Genomic DNA, 23,308 nt, shown 5'->3' with positions numbered 1-23,308 from the left:
GTCTTTCTTGCATCCCCGCAGGGCATCTTACATGGACAACAGCTGTCCGTCTTCCGCGTCGCTTAAAAACTTGGTCAGACCCATTTGGCCGTCGAACAAATCTTCAACCAAGTTGCTTTCATCCCAGCCCAAAACGTCCAGCACCATGGAGCATGCCCACACGGTCATTTCGCCCAGCATTTTGCCTTGCGAAAACATGTCGATCGGGTCGGGCGCGTTTTTGTCGCATAAGACAGCGTTCAACGCGCTGTCGCCATAACGATCGTTCCCCGTTGTGCTTTTATCAAAGGCCTTGATTGCCCCCATGGACACGAACACGTGCACCGGGCGTTCGGAAACGGCTGCAACAGAAGCGATCATAGACACGAGTTGAAACGTGTCGCGGTCGGATGAGCTCAAAATAATGTAAAGTGGCTGTGTCGCCATTGGTTCGCACCCCCTGCGTATTCCCTGCGTAGATTTTTACATTGAGCATTAGTTCTACAACAAAGGGGTTCGCTATATCCACACAAAAATAGTGTATTTATCTACGGATGAAACGCATGAGATAGTTGCGTACTACAGCTAGCACAGTGTTGTTATAGGGTATCGGAACAATTGCGCAAAAATAGGACTTTTGCAGCCCCGTAAGTTTTGTCTTTGATAACAGTCAGTTGGTCCGGGGCGACAAAGTCTTCCTCGGCGGCGATTTCCACCATGACGATGGCGGCGGGTTTGAGCCAGTCTTGACCGATCAAGGTTTCCAGCGCGGGTACGGTTAAATTTTTTTCGTAAGGCGCGTCCAAAAAGGCGTAATCCACGGGTGTTTGGGCCGGGGGAAGCGTCTGGGCTTTGATGGGCAGCAGCTGTGTCTGCGCACCTTCGTCCAAAGTCTGAATGTTGGCCTGGATGGTTTTTTGCGCGGCTCTGTGGTTTTCAACGAAGGTGGCGAAGGCGGCTCCGCGTGACAGGGCTTCAAGGCCCAAGGCCCCGGTTCCGGCAAACACATCGATCACGTGTGCGCCGTGCAGGCCTGGTGCGTCCGGCAAGTGGGCGAGCACATTGAACATGGCCTCGCGCGCGCGGTCCGATGTGGGGCGGGTGTCGCGGCCTTTGGGGGCGTCAAGCGGCCGACCTTTATGTTTGCCACCGACAATTCTCATCGCAGGGGTCTCATTTGCGCGGTTTTCTCGATGGGCTCGGTTTGCCGGGCTTTTTGGATTTGGGGCGCGGTTTGGGTTTGGGCTTGGACTTAGGTTTGGCCCAGCCGGTTTTTGAGGTCTTTTTCGGCGGTTCGGACGCGCCGGTGAGTTTTGCGCCCAATTGATCGATCAATTGGCGGCGTGGCACTGGCGCGACGTCGCCGCGGTCCAGATCGTCCAGGCGAAAGGGCCCGTAGGCTTGACGAATCAGGCGGTTCACCTGCAAGTTCAGGTGTTCCATCACCTTGCGAATTTCGCGGTTTTTGCCTTCGGTCAACGACACGATCAGCCAGGCATTGCGCCCGGTTTTCTTTTCGACCCGTGCATCGATCCCGGCATACTTCACCCCGTCCACGGTGACACCGTCCTTGAGGCTTTCCAGCATGGCATCGGTCACATGACCAAACACCCGCACACGATAGGTGCGCACCCAGCCGGTGGACGGCAGCTCCAACTCGCGCGCCAGTCCACCGTCATTGGTGAGCAGCAAGAGACCTTCGGAATTGAGATCCAGCCGGCCCACCGAAATCACCCGGCCCAGACGCGGCGGCAAAGTGTCGAACACGGTCGGGCGGCCTTGGTCGTCTTTGTGGGTGGTGACCAGCCCCGGCGGTTTGTGATAGCGCCACAACATGGCTTCTTGTGCTTGGGGCAGGGGCTTGCCGTCGACTTCCACCGTGTTGGCCGACGTGACCAGGGTTGCGGGCGTGTCGATGGTTTTGCCGTCCACTTTGACGCGGGCCTCTTCAATCCAGCGTTCGGCTTCGCGGCGAGAACACAGGCCTGCACGCGCCATGACTTTGGCAATGCGTTCGCCCTTGGGTTCGGGTTGATCAGTCATCCAATGTCTCTCGCTTCATCGCGTATTCGCGCGATGCCTGGACAAAAGCGGCCAAGATGCGCACGTCCGAAGGTGTGATTTCAAATTCGGGATGCCACTGCACGCCTAAACAGAACGTCATGTTGGTGGCTTCAATGCCTTCGATCACGCCGTCGGGGGCGCGGGCGTTGATTTTCACACCTGCGGGTTCGTCTTCGACCGCTTGGTGATGCGCGCTGTTGGCTTGAATGTGGGTTTCGCCGACGATGTCGTGCAGCAGCGTGCCTTCCACGATGTCAATGTCGTGACCGACTTCGTCACGCGGATTGGGTTGTTCGTGGGCCAGCGGATTGTCAAAGCTGTCGGGGATATGCTGAACCAGCTTGCCGCCCAGCGCCACGTGCAGCAGTTGCTGCCCACCGCAAATGCCCAGCACGGGAATGTCGCGTTTGAGCGCACGCTGCAAAATCGCCATTTCAAAAGCTGTGCGGCCATCTTTGGTGGTGACCGTGTCGTGGGTCGTCGTCGCACCGTACATGGACGGGTCTACGTCGAAGTTGCCGCCGGGGATCAACAAACCGTCGATGTCGTCGGCGTAAATCTCCAACAAATCGGGTTCGTGGGGCAGCAACAACGGCAAGCCCCCGGCCTTCACGACGGAAGAGATATAGTTGTGGCGCAGGGCATACCACGGAAACTTGGAATATTGATCCGCGCCGCCGTCTTCGAAGTCCAGCGTGATGCCGATCACGGGTGTCAGTAAATCTGTTGTCATCCGCTGAATGTACGCTTCGCACCGGGAGAGGGCAAGCAGACTTGACGGGCTGCGAACAAGGCGTCACGTTCGGGGCATGAGCGAAGCAAACGACACCCCGATGCAATTGGCTTTGACCCTGGCGCGCGCAGGCGCGGATGCGGGGGAAGTGCCTGTGGGTTGCGTCATTGTGGACGGGGAAACGGGCGAGGTCTTGGCCCAAACCACCAACCGGACCGAGCGCGATCATGACCCCACCGCACACGCCGAGTTGTTGGCTATTCGAGAGGCCTGCGCCAAGGTGGGCTCGACGCGATTGGTGGGGTGCGATCTCTACGTCACGTTAGAGCCCTGCGCCATGTGCGCCACGGCCATTTCTTACGCTCGCATCCGGCGTCTCTATTTCGGGGCATACGATCCCAAAATGGGCGGTGTCGAACATGGTCCGGCCATCTTCAACCAGCCGACTTGTCACCACAGCCCCGAAGTTTACGGCGGGATGGATGAGAGTGAGGCGGTGGAGATGTTGAAGACGTTTTTTTCAAAGAGGCGTTAGGTTAACGCCTATGCAAAATTAGGCCTAATTTAGATATGCACAGTCTTATGCGACTCAATAATGGATGTGCCGCCACCATTTAGTGGGATAGGCCGATGAGTCCCGTTGTCGCCATTTACTTGGACTAACTCCAAGTTTCTAAAACCTGAGCTAAGGCCAATAGACATAATTTGCGACGCAACTTTTCTAGGTACTAAGTATTCTTTGACAAGAGCTGAGGTAACTTCATGCGTGTAAGTTGTTTGGTCATAAAATTGCTCTAAAGCATCTTTGTCAAAACGATTTTTTACATTTCGAAAGTTTTCAAAATTGTGAGCAAAGTTGGCAATATAAGTGTCAAAAATTAAGACCTCATCCGCAGCTCGCAAGATGTTGTCATTTAAAGCTTCAAGTTTGTAGTTAATGACATCGACGATATCGAACGCCAGTTTTTCTGTTACATAGCGTGAGTGATTGATAACGTTCGTCAGATAACCTCTATACAACTTCACACTGTTAAAGTCGCTTGCGTCAGAGTTTTGCAGCCGGTCCTTGTGAATATCAATGATACTCTGGTTTTCGGCAGGCAAATCCAGCGTACGCAGAGTACTTTGAATGTTTGGGATTACGCTATTCTCAAAGTTAGCCATCATTCTTTTCTTTCAGGGGCCGTCAATTCTTGACCATTCATCAACTATGATACAGCTGATGAAAAAGCCTTTTATGGTGTATTTCAGAAAAACTACAACCTGATTTACCTGCCTTGTAAAAGGTATTGGGAAAAACGTCAACCATAAATTCTTGCAATCCAAATATGTGTAATAGGCTGACCAAAATATGTATGGCGATTGCTATGAAACCTCCATAATTCTAGGTGTTTAGGCGAACTCATAATTTATATTTGAGGGATTTCATTGTGATTGTCTCACCTATCCAGCTTTATTATTGATCCTTCATAATTGAACCAAGATATGGATTCGTGTGATGATGCCATTTGGACGCGACGGGCTATATCATAGATGATTGCCTAGTCTGTAAGACAGTCTTCGATGCATTTACTTCGTATGCACTTCCCGGCAACAATGAAAACACCCGTCGGCTTCGCCCAACAGCATCATCGCCAACTGCACGGCGGACTGCGCACTTTGATGTGCGCCCAGGGGGACTTGGTTGATCCATTTGGGCAGGTAGCGGCATGTGTCCTTATGGACTTCGTGGTCACCGTGTTTGTTGGCGACGTAGCAGGTCATGACCATCTCCCCTGATCATAGGTGTGATAGAGGGGAGACGTTTACAAATCACGTTTGTGAACGACATCTGTGTGAGTGAAGAAAAACGCAAGGTCGGCTTATCGCCAAGACGCAAGCTGTGGCAATTGGTTTTAAGTCGACAAATTGTCAATGCGCCAACGGAGCTGATCTATTCGGTCCTGTCCAAAAAAGGGTTCTCCGTTCAGAGACATTGTCGGCACGCCCCAATGGCCGCACTCAAAAAGGGCTTGCTGATTGGAAGCAAAAAAGTTTTCAGCAGCAGCTGTGAGGGTGTGGGGTTCTTCACTTAAGCTGACCGGCAAGCCACAGGTCTCAAGACACGCTGCTAAATGCTCCCCTTTGTCCCATCCTGGCGTTCGCCCTGCCCAAATCAGGCGCATCAAAGCGGAATAGAGCTCGTAGCCTTTGGACAGCTCGTGGGCTTGAAACAACATATTGCAGAGACGATAGATCAAATCCTGGTCGGAGGATGGCCGCCAAACACTGTAATCAGACCAAGCCAGCGGTGTTGGAGAGGGGGGTGCGTAAGGAAGGCCCAAATAATCAGCCGTTCTGGCAACATCGCGTTCAAAATAACTCACCTCATTGTGAGGGGTGCTCGACCAAAAGTCCGACATGCGGAGAACACCCGGCAGCACCGGGCGCATGACAATCTGAAGCCCTTGGTCACGCACCATTTCGTCAAGGCGATCCAGCGTGAAATAACAATAGGGGCTGGAGAGTGAAGCAAAAAATTCGATACCAATAGACAAACCGGCCCCCTTTACAGACATGACGTGTGACGGGCCTGGAGTATAAACACTGCCGTCAAAACAAACCTCTGAAAACTTTTCCGTCTTGGGTCAGGCGTAGGCAGGTTCATCAGATCGGCACGGAAGCGATAGATATTGATTCTCATTCGTGACGAAATATACTGCAACCTAGGGTAACGGGGATTAGGGCACCTTTGAGTATGTCTAACAATCACATGACGCGCCGTCAGATGTTCAAAGCAGGACTGGGACTTGCCGGGGGATTTATGCTTCCGTCTGGCTTGGCTTGGGCACAAGACAAAGCCACGGTTCTCGAAACCCTCCAAAACCTCCACGTTGCGTTTGTGAACCGGGCGACGGGCAAGGTGGAGTTTGTCAAAACCTTTGGCGAGACCAACCCCGAGATCATGTCGGGCAAGACCGCACGAACCCCATACAGAGCGCCCAGCAAGAACGTGTGGCTGGGGCGCACGGGAACGCTGTTTCAACGCGACGTGAAGCGGTACGCTATTGTCGATATAGAGAAACGCAATGAGGGGCTTGGGTTTTTCTCATCCCTCAAAGACAGTTACACACCTGAAGAATACACCCACCACTTCCTGCTGACCTTGACGGACCGAGAACTGGGCCGCGAAGAGGTGGGTGGTTGGGCTTTGTCCATGGCTTCGGACGCACAGAAACAATCCGCCTTGGACTTGCTCTACAGCATCCACAAAGGAACCAACGGCAGATACGTCACCGAAGATGAAGAGAAGTTGGCGGAAGCCACCCGTTACTACACCGCACGGGAACTTCTGAAACCCTCCCTTTATATTGGCAACGCACCATCTGTGGGTGCCCTTGCTTACATCCCCCAACGCGGCATCCAAGTTGCCAGTTCTGAGCCCGTCCAACTGGCACTGGCATCGGGTGCCGTAACGGGTGGTGTGGATGTGGGAGCGGGTGCGGCAAACGATATGAGTGTTGCCGCCGAGGGTGCCACCGAAGGCACCGTATCATCCGTAGCAGCCGCCATCGGCGGTGCGGCGGGTGTGGGCGCATCGGCAGGCGGCGCATCGGACAGTGGCGATGGCGGCAGCGGTTCGGGTGGCGGCGACAGTGGCGGCAGCAGCGGTGGTTCATCGGGTGGGAGTGGTGCTGGTGGTAGTGGCACTAGCAAGTAGCCGCTTTGCCATAACGCCCCCTTATGCGATTTAAAGACTCAATGTTTAAACCGCCATCCTTGCAGTGCATGCCCCGTGACGTATTTACATATGCCCACTAATCTTCGAGTGCAGCGGTTTGGTTTCCTCAAACGTTTTGAGCTGCTCGTCGCTTGCTTTGGTCTGGTGGTTTTCTTTCCACTCGCCGTAGGTCATGGCGTAGACGTCTTCGATGGCTTGGTCTTTGGTGAGGTCCACGTTTTGGTCTTCAGCAGCCGCCAGTAGCCATTTATAGAGGCAGTTGCGACAGAACCCCGACAGGTTCATGAGGTCGATGTTTTGCACGTCCTTGCGCTCTTGCAGGTGCTCGACAAAGCTGCGCCAGGCGGCGGCTTGGAGTTTGTCGCGGGTTTGGTCGTCTACGGGTAATGACATGGAAAAAGCCCTTCATCTGAAAATATCTCTCAGAGATATAGGGACGAAGGGCTTGATGTCTATGGGCAATAAGTCGGAGGCGCGGTCTTACAAAACCGACGTGAAACCCTCGAATTGCGGCGGGCCCAGGTAGATGTCTTTTTTCGCACCGCCCGTATTGGCGTGGGCTTTGCGAAAGGCTTCGGATTTGGTCCAGCCGACAAACGCGTCTTCGTCTTCCCACACGGAGTGGGACGCATACAGCGTGTGGTCGTCCGCTTCGGGACCGCGCATCAGGTTGAACGCTTTGAACCCCGGAACTTCGTCCAGGAAGGTTTCGCGTTCGGCCCAAATCTGTTCGAAGTCGGCTTCTGCGCCTTTTTTGATGCGAAAGCGGTTCATGGCGATGTACATCAGTATTAAGCCTCTTCGCGTTCGACCGCGCGCCAGCCGATGTCACGGCGGCAGAAGCCTTCGGGCCATTCAATGGCGTCTACGGCTTCGTAGGCTTTGTCCTGGGCTTCTTTGACCGTTTTGCCGATGGACGTCACGCCCAACACACGGCCGCCGTTGGCCACGACTTTTTTGCCTTGTTGTTTGGTGCCCGCGTGGAAGACTTCGACGCCTTTCACACCTTGGGCTTCGTCCAGCTTGCTGATTTGCGTGCCCGTGGCGTAGTGGCCGGGGTAGCCGTCGGCGGCCATGACCACGATCAGGGCGGTGGAGCGCTTCCAGGTGATCTTGGCGTCTTTGAGCTTGCCGTCGGCGCAGGCGACCAGAGCTTCCAACACATCGGAGTTCATGCGCGCCATCAAAACTTGGCATTCCGGGTCGCCAAAGCGCACGTTGTATTCCAATACACGCGGCACGCCGTTTTCAACCATCAGGCCTGCGAACAGAACACCTTTGTAAGGTGCGTCCTCAGCCGCCATGGCTTCGATGGTGGGCTGAATGATTTCGGCCATGATTTTCTTTTCCATGGCCTTGTCGACCAAGGGCGTCGGGGTGTAAGCCCCCATGCCGCCAGTGTTGGGACCGGTGTCGCCTTCGTGAACGGCTTTGTGGTCTTGGGCCGCACCCATGGGCACGGCAGTGGTGCCGTCAACCAGGGCGAAGAAGCTGATTTCTTCACCTTTCATGAATTCTTCGACCAAAACTTCGTCACCCGCATCGCCAAAGGCGCGCTCGGTCATGATGTGGTCGATGGCGGCAAAGGCTTCGTTTTTGTTGTGGCAAACAATCACGCCTTTGCCAGCAGCCAAGCCGTCGGCTTTAACGACCACGCCGCCTTCCATCTTGATGATGTATTCTTTGGCGGCGTCGGGTTCGTCAAACACGCCGTAGTCGGCGGTGGGAATTTCGTATTTTGCCAGTAAGTCTTTCATGAAGGCTTTGGAGCCTTCCAACTGGGCGGCTTTTTTGGACGGGCCAAAGGCTTTGATTTTGGCTTTGTCCAGTTTGTCGACCAAGCCGTCCACAAGCGGGGCTTCGGGGCCGACGACGACAAAGTCGATTTTTTCGGATTTGGCGAATTTGACGATGCCGTCCACGTCATCGGCTTTCACCTTGACGCATTCGGCGACGTCTGCAATTCCGGCATTTCCAGGGGCGGCATACAGCTTTTCGCATTTCGGCGATTTCGAAATCGCCCAGCAGAGCGCATGTTCACGTCCACCCGAACCAACAACCAGAACCTTCATGGGCCAAAGCCTCCAAACTTTTCATTCTTCCAAGATTATTTATCACGCCTTGTTTTACAGCGTGCATCCGTATCATACATACTGTCGTGCAGTAGGGAATAGGAAAGCTGATCACAAAGGCAAGAAATGGACGAAAATGGCTTAAATGCGCCGATTTTTTCGGTAACCGAGATCTCTGGCCACCTCAAACGGGTGGTGGAGGATTCGTTTGCGTTCGTGCGTGTGCGGGGCGAAATCTCCGGTTTTAAGCGTGCGGCGTCGGGTCACCTCTATTTTCGTCTCAAAGACGAAGCTGCGAATCTCGACGCGGTGTGCTGGCGCGGTACAGCGGGACGCTTAGGGTTAGAGCCCGAAGACGGCCTGGAAGTCATCGCCACCGGGCGGTTGACCACGTACCCCGGGCGCTCGAACTACCAAATCGTGGTCGATTCCATGGAAGTCGCGGGCGAAGGCGCGCTTTTGAAGCTGTTGGAAGATCGACGCAAAAAGCTCGCCGCAGAAGGTCTATTTGACGAGGACTATAAAAGCGAAATTCCCCTGCTGCCCGACGTTATCGGTGTGGTGACATCGCCCACGGGGGCGGTAATCCGCGACATTTTGCACCGCTTGAACGACCGCTTCCCGCGCCGGGTCCTGGTGTGGCCCGTGATGGTGCAGGGCGACGGGGCTGCGGATCAGATTGTTGAGGCCATTGCGGGGTTTAACCGCTTGAAGCCTGCCACAGGGAAACAAGGCGATATCCCGCGCCCGGACGTGTTGATTGTTGCGCGGGGCGGTGGTTCGTTGGAAGACTTATGGGCGTTTAACGAAGAAAACGTGGTACGCGCGGCGTCGGAAAGCGCCATTCCGCTGATCAGTGCGGTGGGGCATGAAACGGACACGACGTTGATCGACTTCGCCTCCGACTTGCGCGCACCGACCCCGACGGCGGCGGCGGAGATGGTTGTGCCGGTGCGGGCCGAGCTGCTGGCCCAAGTCAGCGAAGACGGGGCGCGTTTGGTGCGCTCTATGACACGACAAGTGTCGGAGTATAAGACACAGTTGAGCGGTCTCAGCCGAGGCTTGCCGGACCTCAACAGTTTGGTTGCTTCCCAACGCCAACGTTTGGACGATTGGGCCGAGCGTTTGGGCGGCAGTTTGCAGTCCGGCGTTCATCGCCGCCACCGCCGCTTGGCCGAGGTCTCCGGCGCGCTGACCTCGCCCAAGGCGCATGTTGGGTATGCGCGTGAAATGCTCAATGGCCGGGCCGAACGTCTCAACCGCGCGGTGGCCCGCTTAACCCAAGCCCCCCGCCAGCAGTTGGAACAAACCACAAGGTTATTGGACGGCCTGTCTTATGAACGCGTGTTGGAACGTGGCTTTGCTTTGGTGACGGATGCTAAGGGTAAGGCCGTGACGGAAGCTTCCGGCGTATCGCCGGGCGACGACATCACGGTGCGCATGAAAGGCGGCGACATCGGTGCCCGGGTCACGGGTGGGGCTCAACCAAAACCGAAAAAGAAACCCACGAAGAAAAATAACGATGCTCAAGGGAGCTTGCTGTGAGATTTTTATTCGCTTTGTTGGTCTTCGTTGCTCTTCCAGTCCAAGCGTTTGAGCTGGATGGAAACTTCAGCCAAGGCGGTGTGGTGTTCGGCACGGCTGAGCCCGGCGCTGAAGTGAAGTTAAACGGTAAAGCCGTCACAGTGGCTGAAAACGGTGCGTTCGTGATTGGTTTTGCACGGGATGCCAAACCGCAGGCGACATTAACTGTCACCGAAAAGGGGCAGACAACAACCCAATCTCTTTCCATCGCCAAAGTTACTTATAAAATTCAGCGCATAGACGGCCTGCCAACCCGCAAAGTCACGCCCAATCCAAAGGACGTGGCACGCATTAAAAAAGACAACGCCGGGATTTGGGGTGTGCGGGGCTCTATGAGCGCTGAGCCACGATTTTTATCCGGCTTCATATGGCCTGTGAAAGGCCCCATCTCCGGCGTGTTCGGATCGCAACGGATTTTGAACGGTAAGCCCAAAAGCCCCCACAACGGTGTGGATGTGGCCGCACCGCGCGGCATGGCCATCGTTGCGCCTGCTGACGGGGTGGTGGCGTTGGTGCATCAGGACATGTTCTATACGGGTAAGACGGTGATGATCGATCACGGCCTTGGCCTCACCACGGTATACGCGCATATGGACGACGTTGCGGTGATTGAAGGACAGGTACTTAGCCAAGGCGACACGCTTGGCACCGTGGGCAAAACGGGCCGCACCACGGGCCCGCACTTGCACTGGGGCATGACCTGGAAATCCACCCACGTGGACCCGTCATTGGTGACGGGCCCCATGGCACAAAACTGATTAGCGCGTGATCCAAATGGCCGTGAGATCGTCGGGCAGAGGTGACGGCGCGTTGTCGTAGAACGCTTTCAGCATGCCACCCAGCGCCTTGTGCGCATCCGCGTCGCTGTGGTGGCGCGCAAATGTGGCTAAGCCGTCGATTTCCAAAACGTCCATCCCCGCGAGCTTGGTTTCAAAGAACACATCACTGAAGAAGAACGCGAATTGTCCCGGGTGAAAATCAATGTGGCGGTTTTCGTAAACGTTGTCGGCCTTGATGCCAAGCGGCACACCGCTGCCGTCACCGATGGAGATGTCGCTTTCGCCACAGGTTCCCGAGATAGGCGGCGGTGAAGCCGCTGCCGCATAGGTGATGGCGTTTTTGCCGATGTCCACCATGGCGTAGGTCATGGTGCAGTATTGGCCGAGCGGCACGACTTGGGAAAGCTCGTCATTGATGCGGCTCAGATAGCGCGCCGGGTCCGCGTCACAGGGCCCCAGTCGGTTCAACAGCATATTGAGCTGGAAGGTGTTCAAGGCCGCCGACACACCATGCCCGGAAAAATCAGCGATCAAAATCCCAAAGCTTTGGTGATCGATAATCTGCGCCGTCCAGAAATCGCCCCCCAGTTCCGAAGAAGGCTGAAAGGCACTGGCGATCTTGACGCTGTAGCGCGCTTCCAACGCTTTGATCGCGTCGGCTTTAGGGATCAGGCCCGCTTGCATGTTGGCCGCTTGGGCGAGTTCTTGGCTCAAACGATTGTGGAATGAGGACAGCTGGTCGACCATGATCTTGCGTTCGAGCATGGTGTTCAGCAGCTCCAACAGCAACTCTTGGTCCAAGGGCTTGGAAATGAGGTTGGTCGCCCCTGCACGCATGATTTCGTTGCGGTCTTCGCGGGCATCTTGGGCGGTGATGACCAGAACGGGCAGGTCTTTGGTTTTGGCGCTGCCGGGGATATGGCGCAACACGTCGCGCCCGCCCATGCCGGGCATGTTGATGTCCAAGATAACGCAGTCCACGCTTGTGGTTTTCAGTGCTTCAAGCGCCTCCCACCCGTCCTGGGCCTGCAATAGGTTTTCAAAACCGCTGCCGTTTAGCAGAACTTCGATGAACATGCGGATCATTTCGTCGTCGTCGACGATCAAAATGCGACTGTTGGGAATGGCGGATTTGATGGAAAGAGGAGCAGGCATATATCAACCACGAATGTCTCGTGCAAAAGCGGTGCGTATCCACTTTAACAAAATCTGGCCCTGGTCAACTTATAGCGCAAGCCGCGCACAATAAAAAGCCAGACCTTTTGTGCCGCGTTATTTCGGCCAGCGATTGTGCTGCCATAGCCATTGATCCGGGTATTCGCGGATCCAGCCTTCGATGGTGGCGTTGATATCTGTCATCACGGTGCGCACATCGGTTTTTTTGTCATCCGTGCGTGTGACTTGAAGCGGTTCTTGGTAAATGACCTTAAACCGCGCGCCGGGTAGGCGGATGCATTGGATGGGCACCATGGGGGCGTCGAAGCGCAGGGCGAATTCTGCGATGGCGGTTCCGGTCATGGCATCGCGGCCCATGAACGGAACGGCAATGCCGTCGTTGAGCTTTTGATCGACCAAAATGCCCAAATGTTCATTTTTCTTCAGCAAGGCAAAGGCGCGTTTGGCCCCGGGCGCACCCTTGGGGATCAGCTCGCCCGTACCGTAGCGCTGGGCGAAAAGGTTTTGCAGCAACGGATTGTTCGGGGCGCGATAAAAGATGTGGCAGACAAAGCCCAAGATGTTGCTGGAGACCGGCAACAGTTCCCAGTTCGCTTGATGTGCGCCGAAAAATAATACCGGCTTGCCGGAGTTTAAAATGCGCTCCAATACATCCAAGCCTTCGATTTCGACGCGGTGTTTGCCTTTGTCGGTGAGCAGCTGGTCCATCACCGCAAATTCGAACGCGGTGTTTCCTAAGTTTTCCCACGCACCACGCAGGATCATGGCAATTTCGGCTTCGGATTTTTCAGGGAAGGTGCGCCGTAAATTTTCACGCGCATTCTTTGACGGTTTGAGCATCGGACCGAACGTTGAGGCCAAGGCCCCGCCGATAGCCGAGACCCAGGCAAACGGAAACAAACGCAACAGTCCCACAAACGCATACACAAACCCCGCCGAGACATAGTCCAGCGGTGTCGCTTCACGGGTTTTGACGGGGGTGAGACTGTCAGCCATGGTCCTTAGTCGTCGTCCTCAGGTGTGTCGCAAGTGTTGAGCAGGTTGTCGAGCAGGCCATCAATTTCGCTGGCGTCCTTCCAATCCAGCTCGACGTTGACGGTTTTGATGCGCTTTTGGTGAGCCGGGGTGAGGCGCACGTGATCCTTGGCGGTGGTGACCACAGTCATGTCCACGGCGTCGGATAAGATGGAGACGATCTCGGCCTCGCGGTATGGATGGTGGTCGTCGAAGGAACGAGTCTCGACGACATTGCACCCAATGTCTTTGAGGGTGCTGTAAAACTTTTCTGGGCGGCCAATGCCTGCGAATGCAAAAACTTTTTTATCGCGCAAGCTTTCGAAATCACCGACGGGTTTGAACTGGGCGCGAATAACGCTCAAGGATTTATAGCCGTGGCGCTGCACCCGCCCCCACACGTCGGCTTCGTCGGCGCCCAACAAAATAACGGCGTCAGCGCGGCTGAGGCCTTTTTCGACGGGTTCGCGCAAGGGACCGGCCGGCATCACCCGACCATTGCCAAAGCCATAGCCGCCGTCGGTGACGACCAAAGACAGATCCTTCACAACGCTTGGGTTTTGGTAGCCATCATCCATAATGATGAGGCTGGCCCCTTGTTCGACAGCGGCCTCGATGCCCAAGCGGCGTTCGCGGCTGACCCAGGTTGGTGATTTTTGCGCCAACAGCAAGGGTTCGTCCCCAACCTCTTTGGCGGTGTGAACGTTTAGGTCGACACGTTCAGGCCCGACCAGCGAGCCGCCGTACCCTCGTGACACCACATGTACGTTTTGGCCGCGGGCTTTTAGACGCTCAATCAAGTCTAAGGCCACAGGGGTTTTGCCTGCGCCGCCAACGACAATGTTGCCGACGCAAATGACGGGTACGGGGGCTTTCCACGGTTTGGCCGTGCGTTGACGCAGTGCGGCAATCCCGGCGACCGCACAGCCGATGGGGCGCAGCAAGCTCGGCAGCAGACCGTTGGATTTACGATCCCAAAAGTCAAATCCGCGCATCGTGATCTCCCTTTAAATAGGGGGTCAGAGTTGTCATCACGCGTTCTAGAACTTGGGCTTCGGAGGCTATGGCGTCTTGAGCCTGTTGGGCCGCGTTGGTGCGGTTCTGTTCGTTGGTCATTAAGTCCTCTAAGGTGTTTGTGAGCTCGCCTTCGTTGGCGACCCAGTGCGCGCCCCCTGCATCGGACAGCAGGGCGGAGGCATCTTCAAAGTTGCTCATGTCCGGTCCAAAAATCAAGGCGCAGCCCAGTTGCGCGGGCTCGATGGGGTTTTGCCCACCCGATCCTGCAAGGGTTTTGCCGATAAACACGACCGAGCACAAGCGATAAAATATGCCCAGCTCGCCCAAGGTGTCGGCGATATAGACATCTGTTTGATCAGAAAGGTCATCGCCGATTGAGCGTAGAGCGACGTTTAAGCCTGACGCTTTCAGGTCGTCTGCAATTTCACTTCCCCGTTCGGGGTGACGCGGCACAATGATGGTCAGCGGATTGTCGAGTTTGTCCCGGAGCGTCTTGTGAGCGCGGCCTGCGATGGTTTCTTCACCAGGGTGGGTCGAAGACGCAAGCCAAACGGGCCGTTCACCGATGGTGGATTTTAGCTTTGTCAGCTCGGCTTCGTCATAAGGCAGCGGAGCCGAGGCATATTTTAAGTTGCCGGGAACGTCGACGGCCTTGGCGCCTAGGTCTTGGAAACGCAAGCCGTCCGTATCGCTTTGGGCGAGGACCAGAGGAAACGCAGATAAAATGCGCCCGATCATCGCCCGGCTTTTACGCCACCCTTCATAAGAGCTTTGCGACATGCGTCCGTTCAGCACCACCATGGGCACGGCCCGCGCCCGGGTTTCTATGACCATGTTGGGCCAAAATTCGCTTTCGACCCAAAACGCCAAATCGGGTTTCCAGTGTTCTAAGAACCGTCGAACGTAGCTCACGCAATCAGCGGGGACATACTGATGAACCGCCCCTTGGGGAAGACGTTTAGCCATCAAGCGCGCAGACGTCAGGGTCCCGGTGGTCACCAAAATGGAGGTGTCGGGGTAGTCTTTTTGCACCCGGTCAATGAACGTCAGAACCGATAAGCTTTCGCCCACACTTGCCGCATGGATCCATACCAAGCGACCATCGGGGCGGGGCAGGGATGCGATGCCTAAGCGTTCCTCAAAGCGCGCCGCATCTTCTTTGCCGCGTTTCAGTCGCTTGTTGAGATACAGACGGATCAATGGCCCGCCCAGCGTCGTCGCCATGCGATACAGCGAAAGCTTCATGACGCTGTCTCCGATTTCACAGGCGCAGGTTCGGGGCTGGGTTGGTTGCAGGCTTCGTCGACTTCGAGTTGCAGCGCGTTCATGCGGTTTTCAAACTCTTGGCGCAGTGTTTCGTACTCTTCCTTGCTGGCTTTGCGCGGGATTTCCATCGGTTCGCCAAAAATAATGATGTAGTGCGAAAACGGTTTAGGGATCACCATGCAGTCCCAACTGTTGCGCCATTTCAGTTTGGTTGCGGAAATGCCGAAGGGCACCAGCTTCGCCCCGGTCATGCGCGCAATGTCTACGGAGCTTTGCTGCATACGTTGGCGGGGGCCTTTGGGGCCGTCGGGGGTCAGCGCCACCACACCGCCGGATTTTAGGACCTTGATGATGTTGCGCACCGCTTCGGTGCCGCCTTTTTTGGTCGAGCCCCAAATGGTCTTGATGCCAAAACGGTTGTACGCCTTGGCCGCGATTTGGCCGTCGCGATGCGGGGTGGACAAAATGTGCAGTGTCGATGCATAGGGCCAGCCAAACAGGCTTGGGATCAAACGCCCGTGCCAAAAGCTGATGAGCATCGGCGTTTCGTTTTCCACAAGACCTTCGACGTTCTCCAGCCCACGGTGTTCCCATTTGCTTGTGAGGCGCACAAAACGCATATAGCCCGCTGCCAGAGCGGAAATAGCGCTCTGAGCCCAGGGTTTTTCAAAGATGCGTTTGTAGAGCTTCACAGGTGAACTCCGATTTAAATCTCGAGAGCTTGTTCAGTGGCGTCTTCAGCGAATTGCAGTTGGTAGAGGTTGGCGTACTGGCCGCCTTTTTCCAGCAGTTCGTCGTGGGAGCCTTGTTCGACCACACGGCCTTGGCTCAAGACGATGATCAAGTCTGCATCCACAACGGTGGACAGGCGGTGGGCAATGACCAAAGTGGTGCGGTTGGCCATCAGTTCTTCCAGGGCCGTTTGCACGTGGCGTTCCGATTCCGTATCCAGCGCAGATGTGGCTTCGTCCAACAGTAGAATAGGTGCGTTTTTCAACATGGCGCGCGCGATAGCCAAGCGTTGACGTTGACCGCCGGACAGACGCACGCCGTGCTCACCGACCATGGTGTCGTAGCCTTCGGGCAGCTCTTGGATAAAGTCGTGGGCGGCTGCGTGGCGGGCGGCGTCTTGGATATCTTCGAAACTGGCACCTTTACGCCCATAGCCGATGTTGGCGCGCACGGTGTCATCGAACAGGGTGACTTCTTGGCTGACCAGGGCAATGGCGTTGCGCAGGCTTTCGAAGGTGACGTCGCGAATGTTTTGGTCGTCGATCAAAACCTTGCCGTCGGTGACATCGTAAAAGCGCGGCACCAAGTTCATGATGGTGGATTTGCCCGCACCGGACGTGCCCACCAAGGCCACGGTCTTGCCAGCGGGAATGGTGATGTTGATGTTGTCCAAAGCCGTTTCGTGAAAGCCGTCTTCGTCGGATTTGGGATAGCTGAACGACACGTTTTCCAGTTGGATTTTACCACCGCTGACGTTCAAGGTGGCCGCCCCTTCGGTTTCTTGGATGCGGCTGACGTGATCCAAGACTTTGTAGGTGCGTTGCGCGCCTGCTAAGCCTTCTTGCACGGTGGCGTTTAAATTCGCCAAACGCTTCATCGGCTCATAAGCCAAAAGCAGTGCCGTGATGAAAGAGAAAAAGCTGCCGGGGTCCGTGGCGTCTTGAATGACACGAAAGCCGCCATAGATAATGATGATGCCGATGGCGACGCCGCCCAAGGTTTCCATAATAGGGCTGGACAGCGCACGGGTGCGCGCACCTTTGTAGCTCAGCCCAAAGAGTTTTTCGACCAAGGTGTCGACGCGGCCACGCTCATAGCCTTCCATGGAATAGGCTTTGACCATGCGGATGCCTTGGAAGGTTTGTTCCAAGGTTGTCATCAACTGCCCGGTTTCGACTTGCGAGTTCACCGTGACTTTGCGCATGCGCCGCCCGATTTTTGCGATGGGCGAAATGGCGACGGGAAAAACGAAAATGGCGATCAAGGCCAGCTGCCAGTCCTGCCAGAACATGTTGCCGACCAAACCGATGAGCGACAGCATGTCTTTGCCAAACACGGTAATGGCATGTGACACGGCGACGCGCATAGACGTGATGTCGACGGTAAAGCGCGACACCAATGTGCCGGTGGCGTTGGCGTGAAAAAAGCTGATGTCCAGGTCGGTCAAGTGACGATACAGGCGGTTTTGCAAGTCCGCGACAATGCGCATGCCGACCTTGGACATGAGCACCTGTTGCGCGTACGTCGCGATGCCTTTGACGATGAAGACGATGAAGACCGATCCACCGATCAGCCACAGCATATCTTCGTCGCGGTTGACGAAGATGTCGTTGACGATGGGTTTCATGAGATACGCGCTAAACGTCGTGCAGGCGGCGACGACGGCCATGAAAGTCACAGCCAGAATCAACCAACCCGCATAGGTGCGGATGTGCTCACGCCACAAACGGCCCATCAATTTGGTGGTGGAAATGTGCGTCACGCTTTGACCCTAAACTTCAGCTCAAGAAACTGCCCAGACAATAGCACAGGGCCTTAGGCCCCCGCTAGCGTCATGCCATCGATGCGAACGCTAGGAGAATCAACGCCGTAGAGGAATTCCAGGTCGTTGGCCGGGGTCAATTCCTTAAACATTTCGCTCAAGTGTCCGGCAATGGTGACTTCGCTGACCGGGTACGCGATTTCGCCGTTTTCAATCCAAAAACCGCTGGCCCCGCGTGAATAGTCGCCAGTGACCATGTTCACGCCCATACCGATCAGCTCTGTGACCAGAAGGCCTTGTTTGATGTCTTTGATCAGATCTTCAACAGAAACGTCGCCGGCTTCCAGATAGAGGTTCGATGCCCCAGGTGACGGCGGGCTGGACACGCCGCGGCTGGCATGGCCGGTAGACTGTAGCCCCAGTTGGCGGGCCGAGCGTAAATCCAAGAACCACGTCGTGAGTTGGCCTTGGTCAATGACGTTGCGCGCCTGGGTCGCCAAACCTTCGTCGTCAAAGGCAGAGGAGCGCAGCCCGCGTTTGCGGTGCGGGTCGTCAACGATGTTGATGGCGTCGGCAAACAGCTGTTTGCCCATGCTGTCTTTCAAAAACGAGGTGCCGCGCGAGATGCTTGAGCCATTGATGGCGCTGGACAGGTGCCCAACTAAGGACCGTGCTGCGCGGTTGTCGTAGACGATGGGGACTTGTTGGGTCTCGGCTTTTTTGGGGTTGAGGCGCTGGACCGCGCGCTCACCCGCTGTGCGGCCGATTATATCGGGGTTTTGCAGGTCTTCGGCCCAAACGGCGCCGGTGTAGTCGTAATCGCGCTCCATCCCCGTGCCTTCACCGGCCAGCATGGACGCGCTCAAGGAGTGGCGTGAGCGCTGATAGGTGTGGGCAAAGCCGTTGGAGGCTGCAAACGCAATGGCGGACTGGCTAAAGCCTGCGGTGGCACCTTCGGTGTTGGTCACGCCATTCACGGCCAGTCCGGCGTCTTCGGCTTCTTGGGCGAAGGCGGTGAGTTGTTCTGCGCTGAATTCGGTGGCGTCATACATGTCGAAGTCGGTGAATTCGGTGGCCAGTTGGTCGGGATCGGCCAAGCCCGCAAACGGGTCTTCGGGCACGGTTTTCGCCATGGCAACGGCGCGTTCCACCAGTTCGTCCAGGGCTGCCTTGTCCGTATCGGAGCTGGAAACGATGGCCGCCGATTTGCCGACAAAGACGCGCAGGCCCAGGTCTTGCGCTTCGGACCGTTCCAGCTGTTCGACCTCACCCTTACGGCACGATAGTGACAGGGAGGTACCTTCGGCAAACAGAGCGTCCGCGGCGTCTGCGCCTTTGGATTTGGCCTGTTGGATCAAGTCTTGAAGCAGATTGAGCTTATCTTCGATGTCAGACGACATAATGTCCCCACGCGTTGGAATGATTACTCAACGTATGTAGGGGATATCGGGGCTTTAGCCAAGGGCTTGAGCGAATAAAGTTCTAATGCGAGCCCATGCCTTGGCAAGGATCACAGACACCGTAATAGACTTTGACCGAACTGGGATCGAGGAAGCTTTGGGCAACCGAGCCGTCAAGAGGGTCACGCCATTCCTGGTCTAGTTCGACCTTGTTGCACATGGAACAGCGCTTGACTCGGTCACTGGATGGGGTGGCGTGCCCGATGAAATGCACGGGCTGGGCCACGGTTTGCAGCGAAACGATGTGATTTTCCAGCCGAACCTCGTGGTTGTCCAACGGAATGATGCGCATTTCAAGCGCGCGCTTCAAATCCGGTGAATCGCAGCGATAGGGCTTGGAGATAATGGTGTTGCGCACACGCGCACCTTGAAGCATGACTTCAACAAACATACGGGTGGAATCGCCTGTGACGTACTTTAACAAGGGCTGTCCGATGACGTGTGCGTGCACCAACCCGTCCGCGTCATTTTCGATGGCGAACAGGTCCCATTGATCGTTGACGTCAATGATGATGTTGTCGGCGTCAACCGTAAATGCAACCGGTGGAATTTTTGCCTGTGTCAAACGCTCTCTCCCTGACTGTGCTGCCCAATCTTATGTTACGATATTTTGGGGAAAGTGCAAAGTCGCGGTCAAGCCGTTGTTGGGCGTGCTGGTCAATTCGATGGTTCCACCATGCATGTCCATTAGGCGCTTGCAGAGATACAGCCCTAACCCCGTGCCTTTTTCCGTCGAAGCGACAGCTGCGGTGGAATTGCGGAAGGGTTCGAACGCGGAGCGCAGCTGGTCTTCGTCCATGCCGATGCCGGTATCGATGATTTCGACAACGGCGGCCTCGCCTTGTTGGTAGACCTTCGCGGTGATGGTGCCTTCGATGCCGGTGTATTTCACAGCGTTGTTAAACAGGTTGTTGAACACCTGGGTCAAGGCACGCGCGTCGACATCGAACGGCGGAAGATCGCCCGGAATTTCGAATTTAACGTCGATTTTCTTTTCTTTGGCATTGGGCTGGATCAGCGTCGCACTTTGTTCGACCAATTCGCCCATATTGCACGGTGAGCGCGTGATGGCGTATTCGCCCGCTTCGATTTTGGAGATGTCCAAAATATCGTTGACCAAGCTCAGCAGCAGATAGCCGCTGTTGTGGATGATGCGGATATAATCGCCGTATTTTTCATGCTCCATGGGTCCGAAGACTTCGTGAAGGATGGATTCCGAATAACCGATCACGGCGTTTAGTGGTGTGCGCAAATCGTGGCTCATGGCGGCGAGGAAGTTCGACTTGGCGTCGTTGGATTTTTCAGCCTCTTCCTTGGCGCGTTCCAGTGCGCGTTGTTCGTTGTCTTGGGCTTGTTTCAGTGCCGTGATGTTGCTCAAGCTCATGACCACGCCTGTGCGGGTTGATTCAGAAACCACATAGGGCTGAAGCGTCAGCAGATAGATTTCACTGTCGTGTGCGGTGTGAACTTCTTGATTGATGGTTTCGCCCGTGCGGTTGGCGCGTTCGACCAAATCGACCAAGTTCGCGCCTGATAAATTCTGCGCCAAGTGATCGAAGGGACGTCCGACGTCGTGTTCAGTTAGACTCCAGACTTTCAAAGCATTATCCGTGAAGCGGCGTACGTTCAGCTGTTCGTCTAAGAACAAGGTGATGACGTTGCCAGAATTCATGAAGTTGTGCAGATCGTTGTTGAGCTCGGTGAGCTCCATGATCTTACTTTGGTGTTCGGCGTTGACGGTGAACAGCTCTTCGTTCACCGATTGCAATTCTTCGTTGGTGCTTTGAAGCTCTTCGTTGCTGGCCAGAAGTTCTTCGTTGGTGGCCTGCAATTCTTCGTTGGACGTTTCCAGCTCTTCGATGGTGGCCTGCAGGTTTTCGCGGGTGAACTGAAGCTCTTGTTCCAGATCCGTGATGCGTTGTTGCGATTCCTGACTGGCGTCATAGGTCGTGGTGTCGATTTCCTTGCCCGGCTCGGCGGGCTTGAGAGCTGTGCTTTCGATGAAGACTGCCGCCAGCTGTTCTTTGCCCTTTTGGTCGGGCAGGGGCTTGATCCTCATGTTGACCGAAACGCGCTCGCCCGGTCCGGACTTGATCACGATGTTGGAAAACGTCTGTTCGGAACGCGAGTTGAAGACCTTGGTCAAGCCCGTTGCCAAAGGAATGGCGAGATCGCGGATAACGCTTTTCGAGACGTCGTTGATGACCCGTCCTGTGGGCGGATTGAGGTAGCTGGACGATTCTCCGAACACATAAATCAGTTCGTTAGACTCGTTCACAATCATGGAAAACGGCAGATAGTCTGTGCCGACCACATCCATCAAACGCGCCAGCACGCGGTCTTCTTCAACCGTGGCATGAGCCGTTTGGCGACCCAAAAAACCATTGGTGAGGCTCATGCGCCCGCCGGAAAAAGCGCCCGTATTGGGAGATGCCGACTTCTGTCCACGCGAACGGAACACTTTCCAGCGGTTGTCCAAACAGGCAAACAGTTTTTCTGCCGTGCCTGTGGTTTCGCTGGGGCCTAGGACCAATATGGCTTCGGGACGCAGGGAGAAGTTGAACGTATCGACAACCTTTTGCTGCAAGGGCTGTTGGAAATAGATCAAGACGTTGCGACAGCTCACCAAGTCGATGTTGGTAAAGGCGGGGTCTTTGATCAAATCGTGTTTGGCGAACACCACCATTTCGCGCAGCGCGCGGGAGACCTTGAAACTTTCCGCATGGCGGAAGAAGTATTTGTTCAGCAAATGGGACGGAACGTCGGCGGTGATGCTTTCGGGATAGATGCCGTTGCTGGCAAAGAAAATGGCATCTTGGTCAATGTCGGTGGCGAAGATTTTGATGTCGACGGGTTGGTCGAATTTTTCGACGATCTCGTTACACAAGATGGCAAAGCTGTAGGCTTCCTCACCCGTAGAGACACCGGAAATCCAGATGCGGAATTCGCGCCCCTTTGCCTTCTCCAGCGCTTCGGGCAGCCATTTGCTTTCCAGCATGGCAAACAATTCCGGATCGCGGAAAAAGCTCGTGACGCCGATCAACAGTTCGCGGAACAGGGTATTGAGCTCGGACGAATTGCGCTCAACCAAGGTGATGTAGTCGTTCAAGTCTTCCAACTGGTTGACCGTCATGCGCCGGGCGATGCGGCGGGACACCGTGTTGGGCTTGTAATAGGTAAAGTCGATTTTACTTTTTTCACGCAGCAAAGAGAACAAGCGTGTGATGCCGGTTTTTTCTTCCAACAACGCCCCGCTTTTGGTTTTCAGCGTGGTGTTGGGGTGTTTGACATAGGACATCAACTGATGCGCCATGTTTTCGATGGGCAGGATAAAATCCGGGAAGCCGCCCGAAATGGCGTTTTTCGGCATGCCGTCGAATTTGGCGTTGCCGGGTTCTTGCACCATAACCATGCCGCCGGCTTCTTTGATGGCGCGTGACCCGCGGGTGCCGTCGGAACCCGTTCCCGATAGGATCATGGCGATGGACTGGCTTTTTGAGTCTTGGGCCAAGGATGCCAAGAAAATATCGATGGGCAGGTTGACGGTTTGTTGATTGCGGTTTTGATCCATCAAAGACAGGCAACCTTCTTCGATCCGCATGTTCTTTTTGGGCGGGATCAAATAGATGGTGTCGCGTTCCACAAGTGCGCCGTCTTCGGCAATGCGCACGGGGATCGGCGTGATCTTGGCGATCAGCTCATCCATCAAGCTTTTATAGTCCGGGGAAAGGTGCTGAACGATCACGAAAGACAGCCCGGTTTGAGCCGGGAGTGTCTTGAAAAAGGCTTGAATGGCTTCTAGTCCGCCAGCGGATGCACCCATGCACACAATATGCGATGGATGTTTTTCAGCATCTTTATTTGCTTTATCTCGATGTTCGTCCACTTGGATGTAACCCCTCAGGTAGGCACCTGGCTCCCAAGGGTATTCTGCTATACCTTAAGGTCA

The 23,308-nt window shown here is 55.4% G+C and carries 23 protein-coding genes; 4 read left to right on the top strand and 19 right to left on the bottom strand.

What is annotated here, in order from left to right; genetic code table 11:
- Positions 1-27: 27 nt before the first annotated feature.
- The 4 genes from V5T82_RS11215 to V5T82_RS11200 form a co-directional block, all read right to left on the bottom strand.
- Entirely contained in the window at positions 28-426 is a 399-nt protein-coding gene (locus V5T82_RS11215) for a hypothetical protein (protein WP_332895728.1), read from the bottom strand.
- Positions 427-578: 152 nt separating this feature from the next.
- Complete coding sequence (rsmD, locus tag V5T82_RS11210) at positions 579-1,142, bottom strand: 16S rRNA (guanine(966)-N(2))-methyltransferase RsmD (RefSeq protein ID WP_332895727.1); 564 nt, start codon at positions 1,140-1,142, stop codon at positions 579-581.
- A 10-nt stretch (positions 1,143-1,152) separates the two neighbouring features.
- Entirely contained in the window at positions 1,153-2,022 is an 870-nt protein-coding gene (locus V5T82_RS11205) for a pseudouridine synthase (protein ID WP_332895726.1), read from the bottom strand.
- On the bottom strand, positions 2,015-2,776 hold the full coding sequence (locus tag V5T82_RS11200; RefSeq protein WP_332895725.1) for a gamma-glutamyl-gamma-aminobutyrate hydrolase family protein: 762 nt from the start codon (positions 2,774-2,776) through the stop codon (positions 2,015-2,017). The genes V5T82_RS11205 and V5T82_RS11200 overlap by 8 nt, the downstream gene beginning before the upstream one ends.
- Positions 2,777-2,852: 76 nt before the next feature.
- Between V5T82_RS11200 and V5T82_RS11195 the strand changes: the two genes are divergently transcribed.
- Positions 2,853-3,311, top strand: coding sequence for a nucleoside deaminase (locus tag V5T82_RS11195; protein ID WP_442917597.1), 459 nt, complete (start codon positions 2,853-2,855; stop codon positions 3,309-3,311).
- A gap of 29 nt (positions 3,312-3,340) precedes the next feature.
- On the opposite strand, the gene V5T82_RS11190 is transcribed toward V5T82_RS11195, so the two are convergent.
- The 3 genes from V5T82_RS11190 to V5T82_RS11180 all read right to left on the bottom strand — a co-directional run bounded on the left by V5T82_RS11190 (position 3,341) and on the right by V5T82_RS11180 (position 5,313).
- Positions 3,341-3,940, bottom strand: a complete 600-nt coding sequence (locus tag V5T82_RS11190) for a hypothetical protein (RefSeq protein ID WP_332895724.1) — start codon at positions 3,938-3,940, stop codon at positions 3,341-3,343.
- A gap of 405 nt (positions 3,941-4,345) precedes the next feature.
- The gene (locus tag V5T82_RS11185) at positions 4,346-4,540 is read right to left on the bottom strand and encodes a hypothetical protein (protein WP_332895723.1); all 195 of its coding nucleotides are present in this window, start codon (positions 4,538-4,540) and stop codon (positions 4,346-4,348) included.
- 131 nt (positions 4,541-4,671) lie between these two features.
- Positions 4,672-5,313 (bottom strand): DsbA family protein, encoded by a 642-nt coding sequence (locus V5T82_RS11180; RefSeq protein WP_332895722.1) that lies wholly within the window; start codon positions 5,311-5,313, stop codon positions 4,672-4,674.
- A 200-nt stretch (positions 5,314-5,513) separates the two neighbouring features.
- Here V5T82_RS11180 and V5T82_RS11175 point away from each other — a divergent pair, with 200 nt between their 5' ends.
- Positions 5,514-6,476 carry a hypothetical protein gene (locus V5T82_RS11175; protein WP_332895721.1) on the top strand — a complete coding sequence of 321 codons (963 nt, stop codon included), beginning with the start codon at positions 5,514-5,516 and terminating at the stop codon, positions 6,474-6,476.
- Positions 6,477-6,560: 84 nt separating this feature from the next.
- Here V5T82_RS11175 and V5T82_RS11170 read toward each other — a convergent pair whose 3' ends face one another.
- From V5T82_RS11170 to purD, 3 genes are all read right to left on the bottom strand, one after another.
- The gene (locus tag V5T82_RS11170) at positions 6,561-6,890 is read right to left on the bottom strand and encodes a DUF1244 domain-containing protein (RefSeq protein WP_332895720.1); all 330 of its coding nucleotides are present in this window, start codon (positions 6,888-6,890) and stop codon (positions 6,561-6,563) included.
- An 87-nt stretch (positions 6,891-6,977) separates the two neighbouring features.
- Positions 6,978-7,283, bottom strand: a complete 306-nt coding sequence (hmuQ, locus tag V5T82_RS11165) for a heme-degrading protein HmuQ (RefSeq protein WP_332895719.1) — start codon at positions 7,281-7,283, stop codon at positions 6,978-6,980.
- 5 nt (positions 7,284-7,288) lie between these two features.
- A complete protein-coding gene (gene purD / locus V5T82_RS11160; protein ID WP_332895718.1) occupies positions 7,289-8,569 on the bottom strand; it encodes a phosphoribosylamine--glycine ligase in 1,281 nt (426 codons plus the stop codon).
- Positions 8,570-8,695: 126 nt separating this feature from the next.
- Between purD and xseA the strand changes: the two genes are divergently transcribed.
- Together xseA and V5T82_RS11150 are read left to right on the top strand one after the other, a co-directional pair.
- Entirely contained in the window at positions 8,696-10,114 is a 1,419-nt protein-coding gene (gene xseA, locus V5T82_RS11155; protein ID WP_332895717.1) for an exodeoxyribonuclease VII large subunit, read from the top strand.
- Positions 10,111-10,911 (top strand): M23 family metallopeptidase, encoded by an 801-nt coding sequence (locus V5T82_RS11150; protein WP_332895716.1) that lies wholly within the window; start codon positions 10,111-10,113, stop codon positions 10,909-10,911. The genes xseA and V5T82_RS11150 overlap by 4 nt, the downstream gene beginning before the upstream one ends.
- Here V5T82_RS11150 and V5T82_RS11145 read toward each other — a convergent pair whose 3' ends face one another.
- The 9 genes from V5T82_RS11145 to V5T82_RS11105 form a co-directional block, all read right to left on the bottom strand.
- Positions 10,912-12,087: a PP2C family protein-serine/threonine phosphatase gene (locus tag V5T82_RS11145; protein ID WP_332895715.1), complete on the bottom strand. Its 1,176-nt coding sequence runs from the start codon at positions 12,085-12,087 to the stop codon at positions 10,912-10,914.
- A 117-nt stretch (positions 12,088-12,204) separates the two neighbouring features.
- A complete protein-coding gene (locus V5T82_RS11140; RefSeq protein WP_332895714.1) occupies positions 12,205-13,104 on the bottom strand; it encodes a lysophospholipid acyltransferase family protein in 900 nt (299 codons plus the stop codon).
- Positions 13,105-13,109: 5 nt separating this feature from the next.
- Positions 13,110-14,117 carry a tetraacyldisaccharide 4'-kinase gene (lpxK, locus tag V5T82_RS11135; RefSeq protein ID WP_332895713.1) on the bottom strand — a complete coding sequence of 336 codons (1,008 nt, stop codon included), beginning with the start codon at positions 14,115-14,117 and terminating at the stop codon, positions 13,110-13,112.
- Positions 14,104-15,384 carry a 3-deoxy-D-manno-octulosonic acid transferase gene (locus V5T82_RS11130; RefSeq protein WP_332895712.1) on the bottom strand — a complete coding sequence of 427 codons (1,281 nt, stop codon included), beginning with the start codon at positions 15,382-15,384 and terminating at the stop codon, positions 14,104-14,106. The genes lpxK and V5T82_RS11130 overlap by 14 nt, the downstream gene beginning before the upstream one ends.
- A complete protein-coding gene (locus tag V5T82_RS11125; RefSeq protein WP_332895711.1) occupies positions 15,381-16,097 on the bottom strand; it encodes a lysophospholipid acyltransferase family protein in 717 nt (238 codons plus the stop codon). The genes V5T82_RS11130 and V5T82_RS11125 overlap by 4 nt, the downstream gene beginning before the upstream one ends.
- A gap of 14 nt (positions 16,098-16,111) precedes the next feature.
- Positions 16,112-17,899, bottom strand: coding sequence for a lipid A export permease/ATP-binding protein MsbA (msbA, locus tag V5T82_RS11120; RefSeq protein WP_332895710.1), 1,788 nt, complete (start codon positions 17,897-17,899; stop codon positions 16,112-16,114).
- A 53-nt stretch (positions 17,900-17,952) separates the two neighbouring features.
- Positions 17,953-19,299 (bottom strand): TldD/PmbA family protein, encoded by a 1,347-nt coding sequence (locus V5T82_RS11115; protein WP_332895709.1) that lies wholly within the window; start codon positions 19,297-19,299, stop codon positions 17,953-17,955.
- An 82-nt stretch (positions 19,300-19,381) separates the two neighbouring features.
- Entirely contained in the window at positions 19,382-19,924 is a 543-nt protein-coding gene (locus tag V5T82_RS11110; protein WP_332895708.1) for a hypothetical protein, read from the bottom strand.
- 30 nt (positions 19,925-19,954) lie between these two features.
- Complete coding sequence (locus V5T82_RS11105) at positions 19,955-23,182, bottom strand: chemotaxis protein CheB (RefSeq protein ID WP_332895707.1); 3,228 nt, start codon at positions 23,180-23,182, stop codon at positions 19,955-19,957.
- Between the last annotated feature and the right edge of the window lie 126 nt (positions 23,183-23,308).

The organism is Magnetovibrio sp. PR-2 (assembly GCF_036689815.1).
Lineage (GTDB): Bacteria > Pseudomonadota > Alphaproteobacteria > Rhodospirillales > Magnetovibrionaceae > Magnetovibrio.
This window is presented reverse-complemented; position numbering and strand designations above follow the sequence as displayed.